Origin of the sequence: Marivirga sp. (genome assembly GCF_051117495.1) — a bacterium.
In the GTDB taxonomy this organism is placed as follows: domain Bacteria; phylum Bacteroidota; class Bacteroidia; order Cytophagales; family Cyclobacteriaceae; genus Marivirga.
In genome coordinates this window covers 22,114-33,142 of the sequence record NZ_JBNPEF010000039.1, presented here as the reverse complement: position 1 = coordinate 33,142, position 11,029 = coordinate 22,114, and the positions used below count along the sequence as shown (strand labels likewise).

Here is an 11,029-nt window from a genome sequence, read left to right as displayed (position 1 = left end):
GACCCACCCAAACTACAAAATCAAGGCAAACAGGGGGTTCTTTTTCCTGAATATGGATAAAGCTGGATTAAATATCAGAAGGATTAGGTTTTTATCTCAATTTTAAATTATTTAGGACAGCATTGATCTAAATTAAAAAACCACCTTACAATGATGCACATTCGAAGGTGGTTTTCAAAATATCGATAATATTAAAATAATTATCTTTTATATTCCTCTAATTTATTCAAGGCTGTTTGTAATTCTCTTTTAATTTTCACTTGTTTATCGTGAGACCTTTTCCTTAAATCTTCCAATTCTTCGTCAACACGTTCTTTATCTCTTTTTGCTTGTTTGGTTAACCTGAAACTATTCATAAACATGATGTAAACAATCACCAATCCGGCCAATAAAATCACAACCAGTGTCCACATGACAATATTATAAGTAGTTTTAGTCATAGGAATACCGAATAATGGCATTTCATCTACCTTACTTTGCGCTTCTACTAATTCCGATTTAAGATCATTCATTTGCGCTTTGGCAGAATCTCTTTCTTTTTCAGCATTTAACTGAGCGCTTTTTGAGGAAGAGACCTTCTGATTAAGAGAATTAATGGAATCATTTAATATTTGGCCAAAAGAATTGACTTTTGTAATTGGAATAACTTTATATTTCTCAAAAGTCTCACTGCTTTCAATCATATTTTGGTACTGCTCAGATAATTTAGCTTCCTCTTGAGCATTAGCAATTGATAGGTTAACTAAACCTAAAACTGAAAAAATTACCAAAATCTTTATACTCAATCTCATATTAAAATATTTATCGTAAAAAACACTGCTTTTATTCGTTGTAAATATAGTTTGAACGAATGGATTTAAAAAAACTTATTGCAATTAGCACTTAAAAACACTAAAAAATTTAACAAATCAAACTAATGCAAGTTTGCTTTTTATGAAATTAAAATATCAAAAACTTGTACTTCGTTACGCTGCAATCTATAATTTAATTTGGGGTGCTTGGGTGGTTTTATTTCCCCAGCATTTTTTTGAGTTGGTAGGAATGGAAAAAATAAACCATCCTATGGTATGGCAAGGTATGGGGATGGTCATCGGTGTATATGGTTTGGGATATTGGTGGGCCTCCTATAACCCGCATAAACATTGGCCTATTATCATGGTAGGCTTTTTAGGGAAAATATTTGGCCCATTAGGTTTTGTATTCAATTATGCGCAAGGATTGGTTCCTTTTGAATTCTTTTATACTTTAATTACTAATGATTTTATATGGTGGATTCCATTTTTCTTAATTTTAAAAGATGTTCATGTTAAAACAAATTGGAAATTATCTTGAGAATAAATGGTCTTTGCGCTTATTGACAGGTTTTTACTTTATAGCTGGCCTAAATCATTTTATAAACCCGGAATTCTATATACCGTTGATTCCAGCCTTCTTCGAAAATCCTGAGAAAATAAATATTCTGAGTGGGATAGCTGAAATTATATTAGCTATAGGGGTTTTCTTTTATCCCAGTAGAAAAACGGCTTCATACTTGATAATTGCAATGCTTTTAGCATTTATCCCTTCACATGTATATTTCATTCAATTAGGTTCATGCATAGAAATAGGTTTATGCGTACCAGAATGGATTGGCTGGTTTAGATTATTGATCATTCATCCTGCTTTACTTTTTTGGGCTTGGAAATCAGGAAAGTCATCTTCCGTTTTATATTGATGTTGATGGGTGAAAAACAAAGCCAATTCATTAAAGATATCTGCCTGGTCGATATTACAAATGTGCCCAGCTCCTTTAATTTTCATAAATAATACAGATTTATGATTTTTAGCAAAAGCTTTGGCTGACTTTAAAAAGATATAATCTTCTTTTCCCATGATGGCCAGTGCAGGGAAGTTAATATCTTGATGGTAAAAGCGGTTTAATAGCCTGAAAAACTCATTATATAAACCAACCCATTTCATATACTCTCCAGGAGTCAATTTTTGTGCTTGGTTTTGATATATTTTTCTAGATTTTTGATGTTTTCTGTAAGGCATCAATAAATAGGAAAATATGCTGTACATCCATTTATAAGGAAGAAATATATTGAAAAATCTTGCCAACTGTACAAAAGATTTAATCAAATTATTAGCTTTAAATATACCCCCGGCAAAAATAGCACTGGCAACTAAATGAGGGTATTTGATGCTTAAATCCTGCATAATCACACTCCCAAAACTTAAAGTAATGAAGTGAGCTTTTTCAATTTGATGCTCATCAAGCACAGTTTTGATGTCCTCTGAAATTAAATCAAAGCTATAATGCTCCACTTCCGGTACAATATTTTTTGATTTTCCATGATCTCTCAAATCAATTAACAAAAGATTATAAAATGGTTTAAATGCATTTATTTGATATTTCCATGTGGCAGTGCTCCCTCCTGCTCCATGAATAAAGACAATCCATTCTTTGGAAGAAATATTATGGTAAGTAACAACATTAAGGGATGTTTTTTTCATAAAGACTAAACATCACCGATTGGCTTTTGTTATAGAATTCATTTTAGACCAGAATTGTCAAGTTAATTGTGATGATGAAACTTTCATGTTTTTGAAATTATAAAAATGACAAAGCAACACTAGAAAATCAAAAAAATAATTCCTTGGACATCTAATTAAGAGAATATAAAAAACTATAATTTTATTATTTCATTTGTAAAATCATCTCGAGAACACTTCAATGCTTCCATACTTAAAAGAATTATCAGATTTTGGTTTATTAATTTTAATCTGGTTAGTACAACTGATTATTTATCCATCCTTTAGCTATATGGATGATGTAAATCTTTCGGCTTGGCATCCAAAATACACCAATATGATTTCGGTAGTGGTAATGCCATTAATGTTGATACAACTTTTTAGTACATTCTACCTAACATTTAACCAATTCAACTGGATTCTTTTTACGCAATGTATATTAATCATTTTGCTATGGGCCTCTACTTTTTTTCAGGCTGTGCCTCTACATAATCAAATTGAATCAGGAAATGAAATACAAAGTGCTGCAAGCAAATTGGTGCAAGTTAATTGGAAACGCACCATTATGTGGACTTTAATTGTAATTTTGAATTTCATTGGGAAATAGTACAACATTAAATAATATATGTAGTTACATATATCTGCAATAAATACATTTAATGACCACATCAGACGAATTTGGCACTAAGCCGATAAATTATCTATTAAGAAAACAAGCAGTTCCCTCTGCCATTGGAATTCTTACTTTATCCATTTATGGCATAGTTGACACCATTTTTGTAGGTAATTATGTGGGTTCTATAGGCATTGCTGCCATAACTGTGGTAATCCCTATCACATTTTTGATTTCTTCTATTGGTATGGGAATAGGTATTGGAGGTGCCTCCATTATTTCAAGAGCTCTTGGCTCTGGAAAACCTGAAAAAGCTAATAAAACATTTGGCAATCAATTAACCTTGACCTTTATATTAGGTATATTTTTTAGCTTAAGCTGTTGGATTTTCATAGAGCCTATTCTTAAAGTATTTGGTGCAAAAGGAGATATATTGCAACCTACCATTGATTACTTTACAATCATTTTATTGGGTATTCCTGTTTTGGCTTTTGCTATGATGTCTAACAGTATTTTCCGAGCGGTAGGTTATCCAAAAGTAGCCATGGTCGTCATGATTGTACCAGCCATTGTAAATGTCATTTTAGATCCTATTTTTATTGCAGTCTTAGGATGGGGAATTGAAGGAGCCGCTTGGGCTACAACATTCTCATATCTTTTCAGTGCTTCTTATGCCGGATATTTTTTCTTAAAAGGAAAAACAGGTTTTAAATTAACTCGATCAGATTTATTGTTGGATTTTAAGCTCACTGGAGAAATTTTTTCCATTGGTTCCGTTACTATCGCCCGCCAAGGAGTAGTCAGCTTACTATTTTTAGTATTGAATAATTCTTTATTCAAGTACGGAGGTGAAAGTGCCATTGCTGTTTACGGTATCATAAACAGGATGATGATGCTGGTAAACGTACCTGCTATTGGGATAACTCAAGGCTCTATGCCCATAATTGGCTATAATTACGGAGCTGAATTATTTAAAAGGGTAAGTTTAACTTTAAGAAATGCCATTATTTCTGCCACAGTGCTTTCCTCTATAATATATGCAGGTATTTTAATCTTTACTCCACAGATTGTAAGTATCTTCACAAATGACCAGGATTTGATCAAGCAAACTGTTCCTGCTTTAAGAATTACTTTTTTAATGACTCCTCTAATTGCCTTTCAATTAATTAGTGCGGCTTACTTTCAAGCATTGGGAAAAGCACTGCCTGCACTTTTGCTCACTTTAACCAAACAGGGATTTTTTCTTATCCCACTCCTACTTATACTGCCTAATTTTTACGAATTAAATGGAATATGGATTGCTTTCCCAATTGCGGATCTCGCCACTGCAATAGTTTGTATGAGTTATTTGGTTTACGACAGTAAGAAAATTGTATTAAATCCATCCTCAGTATAATAAAAACAACATTTCCTTTTATCATCACTTAGTCAATCTCAAGACTATAGAATTACCTTCAGTGTATTATAAATAACATAAACATTTTTTATGTGTCTAACTTTATAGCAAGAAAATAAAATTATGAAATACATATTACTATTCACATTAGCATGGGTCACTAGCATTTCCTTTGCACAACAAAGAGGCAATTATGGGGGAGGAACAAATTCTCAAATTACTGGGAAAATTGACGGCACTATTATAGATGAGAAAACCTCAGAACCAGTGTCTTATGCTACCGTAGTCATTAAATCTCCCAAAGATGGTGAAACAGTTAATGGAGTGGTTACTGGTGATGATGGAAGCTTTAAAATTGTTGGTTTGAAGTTGGGTAAATATATAGTGGAGGTTTCCTTCGTGGGTTACAAAAAATTTACTCAGGAAGTGGAATTAACACCTAAAGAACCTGATTATACATTTGAAAGCATAAAGCTTTCAGCAGATACAAATGAATTGGACGAAGTGGTGGTTTCCGGTCGAAGAGAGACCATTGAAAATAAAATTGACAGGATTGTTTACAATGCTGACCAAGATATTGCCAATATGGGCGGTGATGCCTCGGATGTCTTAAGAAGAGCACCTTTATTATCAGTTGACCAAGACGGAAATGTCTCTTTGAGAGGTAATTCCAATGTGCAAATCCTCATCAATGGCAAGCCAAGTAGTATGTTTGGTGCCAATACTGGAGACGCACTAAAAATGATTCCTTCTGATCAAATCAAAAGTGTTGAGGTAATCACTTCTCCTTCTGCCAAATATGATGGTGAAGGAACAGCAGGTATTATTAATATCATTACAAAAAAACAAACCCCACAAGGCTTTGCAGGCAATGTGGATTTAACGGCCGGAACCCGTATCAACCGTGGGGTTGTGGGCATCAATGCCGGAAAAGGCAGATTAGGCTTTAACGCAAATGGAAGTTCTTTTTATTCTTGGCCACAATATGCCACTACCGATTTTTATCAGAAAACTGAAGTAAATGGACAGACTAACATAAGGGAACAAAATGGAGAAAATTTAAGCAATAGATTAGGCTATTTTGGCAATATGGGAGCATTTTATGATTTTAATGCATTCCATAGTTTATCTACAAGTTTACGATTACGTGGATTCAACAGCAATTCTGAAGGAACCAACACCGTTTCTCAAAATTTGGGTGGAAACGAAAGCTCATTTCAAAGATTCCAAGATAACTTTTCTCAAAACTGGGGTTACGAATGGTCTTTAGATTATGTGATGAAATTTCCTGAACAAGAAGGAAGAGAGTTTTCAGCTTCCTATAAAATTGATGGTAATGTGAGAGATCAAGAATTTGAAATTGATCAAGATACGCCACTGAATTATGAGGTGGCGAGAAATATTAATGATGGGAACAACAGAGAAAATACAGTTCAAATAGATTATGTGCATCCCTTTGGAGAAAAATTTAAAGTTGAGACGGGTTTTAAATCCATTATAAGAGACATTGATAGTGATTTTCAGTATGAATTTAAACCACAAGAATCAGATCAATATGAAATTGTGGATAATAGAACTGACATATTTTACTATAATCAGGATGTTTATGCGGGATATGTATCAACTCAAACGAATATAACCAAAAAATTGGGGGTAATTGCAGGTGTAAGATATGAATATACGGGACTGCAAGGCAGTTTTGAAGAAGCTACAGAGCGAAATTTCGATCCTTTATCCTATGAAAACTGGTTACCAAGTATTATCGTTAATCAAAAATTCGGAAAATTCAATTCCGTTAAACTATCCTACAATAGAAGGATTCAAAGGCCAAGTTTAAGGAATGTTAATCCTTATGAGGAAATAGGAAATATCCGAAATATCAGCTTTGGTAATCCTACTCTAAATCCTGAATTATCTGATAATTACGAATTGGGTTTCAGTACATTTTTAAAAGGGACATCCGTAAACCTTTCCTTCTTCTACAATGATATTAGCGAAGTAATCCAATCCGTGATTTTTGAAGATCCTGATAGAGATGCGACAGTAACTACTTTTGAAAACGTGGGCACACAACAGAATGTGGGTAGTAATTTATTCATTTCAACAGAATTGTTTAAAATTTGGACCATCAGAGGGGGCGTAAATGCAAATTACTTTATGTCAGAAGGGATAATTCAAGGTCAAGAAGTTGAAAATAATGCTTGGTTATTCAGCGGAAATATTAATTCCAATATCAAGTTACCTAATGATTGGACAATTGATGCTTTTGGTTTTGCCAGACCAAGAAGACAAACTTTACAAGGATTTAATCCGGCATTTTCAATCTTTGGAATGGGTATCAAAAAACAAATTTGGGATAAGAGAGGAAGCATCGGTTTATCCATTATTGAGCCATTTCAAAAAAGAAAACCATTTGAAAGTGAATTAGGGCAAGAGGATAGCGACTTCTATCAAAGAAATGTATTTGCCATCCCTTTCCGTTCTTTTGGTATTAATTTCAGCTATAAATTTGGTCAGCTTGATTATAAAGCTCGACAAAAGAGAAGCAGGATTTCCAATGATGACCAAAAATCAGGAGGAGATGAAGGTCAGACATTTTAATTGATTTTACTGTAAAACGGTCTGATGCTTTGTGTGTCAGACTGTTTTATTTTATTGAAATTACATAAGCCATAAAATCAATAAGATAAAACATCAATTTATCTACAAATTCAATTCCGTGCATTCCTTTGAAAAAAGGAATCTAGAATAATTGAAACTTGTTTCAAATACTTCATATCAGGCAATTCTTCAGACAAATCATTAAATTCAGAATTAATATTTTAATCAGAGATTAAAATATTAATTCTGAATTTATTGGGAATGTCGCACTGAACACCATTAGCAGTTTCTGATTATGATTTAAAGAAATCCATTTATCTGGGTGAATTGTTGAAATCATTTATCAGAATATAAAAACAGTCAATTACCTTTGCAGAATGCCAATAATTGACTTCTCTCAAATCAACTTGCCAATAATTAAGATTCTTCCCGAAGTAGTCCAAAAAATGAAGGAAGAACAAAACCTAATCCTTAATGCGGAAGCTGGAGCAGGGAAAAGCACCATCATACCTTTAGCACTTTTGGAAATGATTCAAGATGGCCAAAAAATCATCATGTTGGAGCCTAGAAGATTAGCCGCAAAATCCATAGCACAAAGGATGTCCCAACTTTTAGGTGAAGAAATTGGCAAAACAGTCGGCTACCGAATCAGGTTTGAAACTAGGGTAACTGATACTACTAAAATTGAAGTGGTCACCGAAGGAATCCTTAATAAAATGATGGATAGGAACCCAGAATTGAATGATGTATCCATCATCATTTTTGATGAATTTCATGAAAGAAGCATTCATGCAGATGTCGCTTTGGCCTTAGCCCGGTTCACTCAGCAAAATTCTAGGCCTGATTTAAAGCTATTGATCATGTCTGCTACCCTTGATCAGCAATTATTGGCAAATGCACTGAACGCAAAAGTGGTAGCCAGTAAAGGCAGGCAGTATCCAGTTGATATTGTATATGCAGGAAATTTAGATCAACGACTGTTAGCTGAATTAACTACAGAACAAATCAAAAAATCCCTAAAGGAAGATAAAGGGGATATTTTGGTATTTTTACCTGGACAGGGAGAGATTTTAAATATCCAAGATTTGCTTAGAAAGGATAAAGTTAAAGCCGAAATTTATCCGCTATACGGACAGTTAGCATGGCATAAACAGTGGACCGCCATTCAACCCCATCCTCAGGGAAAACGAAAAGTAGTATTGGCTACTTCCATTGCAGAAACCAGTTTGACCATTGAAGGCATCAAAGTAGTGATTGATACAGGTTTAAAAAGAAATTCAGTTTTTGACCCGAATACCGCCTTAAATAGTCTGATAACCCAAAGTATTTCTCAGGATGAGGCTACACAAAGAGCCGGGAGAGCGGGTAGATTAGCTCCTGGAAAATGCTACAGAATGTGGACTGAGGCAGAGCAAAATTTAAAGCCCAGCCACAGATTGGCGGAAATCCTCTATGCTGATTTAGCCAATTTAAAATTGGACTTGGCAGCCAGAAATATTCAAGAAAGTAAAAAGCTTTTTTGGCTGGCTCCTCCCCCTTTGGATAAGCTAATATATGCCGAAAACTTATTGATTCAATTGGAAGCTATAGATCAGGAAAAAAAGATCACCAAAATTGGTAAGCAAATGCATCAACTACCTTGCCATCCCAGGTTAGCGCATATGTTGGTGAAATCTACCGATAATTTATCCTTAGCTATTGATTTAGCATCCATTTTAGAAGAAAAAGACCCATTATACAAAAAAGCAGGAGCAGATATAAGTGAAAGAATTCAACTCTTAAGAACCCTGAGAAATGAAAAGAGATTAGGGAGAAATTTTAAGAAAATTGAAAAAATAGCACATTCTTATAGAGAATTATTAAAGGTTAAGGAAGAAAATCAAACTGTTGATCCTTACGCAGTTGGTTACCTACTTGCAATGTCATATCCAGATAGAATAGCTTCGGCCAAAAGGGGAAATAATGCGCAATTTCAACTATCGAATGGAAGCATAGCCGCAATAGGCCATAAAGATGATTTGGCAGATGAAAGTTGGTTGACTGTAGCCAATATGGATGCCAGAAGTGGAATGGGAAAAATCTTTTTGGCAGCACCCCTAAATCCAAAAGACTTAATGCCATTACTTAAAAACCATAGAAATGTGCGATGGGATTTTGATGAAGATGAATTTATCGTCAGCCAGGATCTAAGTATCGGTAATATAAGGTTAAAAAGTGAAGAATTGGACGAAGAGCCGACACCTCTTGAAAAACGAAATGCCGTCATAAAGGCTTTACAACTACATTATGATGAACTCCTTAAACCGGACAAGGATTTTCACCTTCTCACTGAAAAATTAAAAAATCAAAATATGCAATCCAGTCTGCAGGAAATTGATTTAGCTTTTATAGGAGTAACAGCCGAAAAATGGTTGCCAGAAGGGATTGAAAATGATGAAGATATTTTAAAAAGACTTCAGAAATTATCGCTCAAAACAGTCCTAAAGAATTTAATTTAAAATATCAAAATATATGTCCCTTCGATCTGACGGAATAATTACATTAAAACAAATGTCCGACATTGAAAATGTCTGACATAGGCTTTCCTCATTAGAAGTTGAAGCTCCTACTGTTGGAATCCCTCGATCTGACGGATAATATACATCTGCATCATAAATAAATGGCACTATCTCTCCTTAGGAATATTGACAAGTTAAGAAGAGATTCCATTCCGTCTGAGCGATATTTTGCCTATTATAAGCAGGCAAAAATGTCGGGCATTTTTCATGTCATTGGGATATAAGCGCTAAACTAAACAGAACAATGTCCGACATTGAAAATGTCTGACATGGGCCTTCCTCATTAGGGATTGAACTTCCTACTATTAAAAACCCTCGATCTGACGGATAATTCATAAGACACCAAAAATTGACAGTATTATCTCGCCGAAAGAAAATAAAAATCTTAAAAGAGTTCCCATTCCATCTGAGCGATATAAAAACCTAGCATTTAGACGAATCAAACCGCAGGCAGAAATGTCGGACATTGAAAATGTCCGACATGAGCTTTCCTAGTTTTCTGCTTCCTCGTCTTCCCCATCGTCTTCCTCATCATCATCTTCATCATCCTCTACTACTGGCGGAAAAGGAAAATGGGTAAAACTTTCGAACAAACTATCCACTTCAAAAAAAGTACTCAAGGAGAAGCTTTCAGGATTTAAATCTTCAATTTGAAAATATGCAGTATCAGTACTTCCCCAAACAAAAACCACGGTATCAATAGTTGTTTCAGGCGTTTGAGTAGGAGGCACAAACCAAAACCCTCTTAATGTATCAGTTAAGTTTCCACAAGTATCAGCGGGATTAATATAAAAAAGAGAATCTTTATCATTGCCAGCAGAAGTGAAATTAAAAATAACTTGTCTTGGAACCTCACAAGAATCAAAGGCCACTTCCTCATTGAACAGCAATCTTTCTTCCAAGACCCATCTTTTAGCTTCCTGATTAGATAGCAACCTTTGAACCTCTACCCTTCGGAAAGCATCAAAAGTGGGTTCATCTGGTAGGCAAGAGATTAGGATAAAACTCAAAGAAAACAAAAACAATAATTTCTTCATGGGGCAAATATAATATTTTATCAAGTGCAAGGATTAAAAATGATGCCAAGTTTTTAAATAAAGATTAAACAAGGCTCAATCGTAAAATAATCATTTTTATTATAGATAAAATTATATTATGAATATAAAATCACTTATATTTAAAGTATTAAAAGTAAGTTTGTTGTAAGGTTACTGACCAATACGTTTGTAAAAGAATTTGTTAAACAGTTATAAAGTGGCTTAATATGTTCCTATTCATATTTTATATATAATTATATTAATTTGTATTTCGATATATCAGATGTATTGTTCGATGAAATTATGTTTT

At 34.0% G+C, this 11,029-nt stretch carries 9 protein-coding genes; 6 read left to right on the top strand and 3 right to left on the bottom strand.

The window, feature by feature from the left end; genetic code table 11:
* Positions 1–200: 200 nt before the first annotated feature.
* A complete protein-coding gene (locus ACFE0M_RS18235; RefSeq protein WP_434547229.1) occupies positions 201–791 on the bottom strand; it encodes a hypothetical protein in 591 nt (196 codons plus the stop codon).
* 142 nt (positions 792–933) lie between these two features.
* Here ACFE0M_RS18235 and ACFE0M_RS18230 point away from each other — a divergent pair, with 142 nt between their 5' ends.
* Both ACFE0M_RS18230 and ACFE0M_RS18225 read left to right on the top strand, forming a co-directional pair.
* Positions 934–1,332, top strand: coding sequence for an alkyl hydroperoxide reductase (locus ACFE0M_RS18230; protein ID WP_434547228.1), 399 nt, complete (start codon positions 934–936; stop codon positions 1,330–1,332).
* Positions 1,304–1,714, top strand: a complete 411-nt coding sequence (locus ACFE0M_RS18225) for a DoxX family protein (RefSeq protein ID WP_434547227.1) — start codon at positions 1,304–1,306, stop codon at positions 1,712–1,714. The genes ACFE0M_RS18230 and ACFE0M_RS18225 overlap by 29 nt, the downstream gene beginning before the upstream one ends.
* On the opposite strand, the gene ACFE0M_RS18220 is transcribed toward ACFE0M_RS18225, so the two are convergent.
* Complete coding sequence (locus ACFE0M_RS18220) at positions 1,654–2,496, bottom strand: alpha/beta fold hydrolase (protein WP_434547226.1); 843 nt, start codon at positions 2,494–2,496, stop codon at positions 1,654–1,656. The two genes, ACFE0M_RS18225 and ACFE0M_RS18220, sit on opposite strands and share 61 nt — an antisense overlap.
* Before the next feature lie 220 nt (positions 2,497–2,716).
* Here ACFE0M_RS18220 and ACFE0M_RS18215 point away from each other — a divergent pair, with 220 nt between their 5' ends.
* The 4 genes from ACFE0M_RS18215 to hrpB all read left to right on the top strand — a co-directional run bounded on the left by ACFE0M_RS18215 (position 2,717) and on the right by hrpB (position 9,622).
* Positions 2,717–3,121, top strand: coding sequence for a hypothetical protein (locus ACFE0M_RS18215; RefSeq protein WP_434547225.1), 405 nt, complete (start codon positions 2,717–2,719; stop codon positions 3,119–3,121).
* A gap of 52 nt (positions 3,122–3,173) precedes the next feature.
* Entirely contained in the window at positions 3,174–4,523 is a 1,350-nt protein-coding gene (locus tag ACFE0M_RS18210) for an MATE family efflux transporter (protein ID WP_434547224.1), read from the top strand.
* Between the two features lie 123 nt (positions 4,524–4,646).
* Positions 4,647–7,124: a TonB-dependent receptor domain-containing protein gene (locus tag ACFE0M_RS18205; protein WP_434547223.1), complete on the top strand. Its 2,478-nt coding sequence runs from the start codon at positions 4,647–4,649 to the stop codon at positions 7,122–7,124.
* A 377-nt stretch (positions 7,125–7,501) separates the two neighbouring features.
* Positions 7,502–9,622 (top strand): ATP-dependent helicase HrpB, encoded by a 2,121-nt coding sequence (gene hrpB / locus ACFE0M_RS18200; RefSeq protein ID WP_434547222.1) that lies wholly within the window; start codon positions 7,502–7,504, stop codon positions 9,620–9,622.
* A 551-nt stretch (positions 9,623–10,173) separates the two neighbouring features.
* Here hrpB and ACFE0M_RS18195 read toward each other — a convergent pair.
* Positions 10,174–10,719, bottom strand: a complete 546-nt coding sequence (locus ACFE0M_RS18195) for a hypothetical protein (protein WP_434547221.1) — start codon at positions 10,717–10,719, stop codon at positions 10,174–10,176.
* Between the last annotated feature and the right edge of the window lie 310 nt (positions 10,720–11,029).

Bases quoted from the DNA above. Each gene is read 5' to 3' on its own strand.
- ACFE0M_RS18235 (WP_434547229.1), bottom strand. From the start codon at position 791: ATGAGATTGAGTATAAAGATTTTGGTAATTTTTTCAGTTTTAGGTTTA.
- ACFE0M_RS18230 (WP_434547228.1), top strand. From the start codon at position 934: ATGAAATTAAAATATCAAAAACTTGTACTTCGTTACGCTGCAATCTAT.
- ACFE0M_RS18225 (WP_434547227.1), top strand. From the start codon at position 1,304: ATGTTAAAACAAATTGGAAATTATCTTGAGAATAAATGGTCTTTGCGC.
- ACFE0M_RS18220 (WP_434547226.1), bottom strand. From the start codon at position 2,496: ATGAAAAAAACATCCCTTAATGTTGTTACTTACCATAATATTTCTTCC.
- ACFE0M_RS18215 (WP_434547225.1), top strand. From the start codon at position 2,717: ATGCTTCCATACTTAAAAGAATTATCAGATTTTGGTTTATTAATTTTA.
- ACFE0M_RS18210 (WP_434547224.1), top strand. From the start codon at position 3,174: ATGACCACATCAGACGAATTTGGCACTAAGCCGATAAATTATCTATTA.
- ACFE0M_RS18205 (WP_434547223.1), top strand. From the start codon at position 4,647: ATGAAATACATATTACTATTCACATTAGCATGGGTCACTAGCATTTCC.
- hrpB (WP_434547222.1), top strand. From the start codon at position 7,502: ATGCCAATAATTGACTTCTCTCAAATCAACTTGCCAATAATTAAGATT.
- ACFE0M_RS18195 (WP_434547221.1), bottom strand. From the start codon at position 10,719: ATGAAGAAATTATTGTTTTTGTTTTCTTTGAGTTTTATCCTAATCTCT.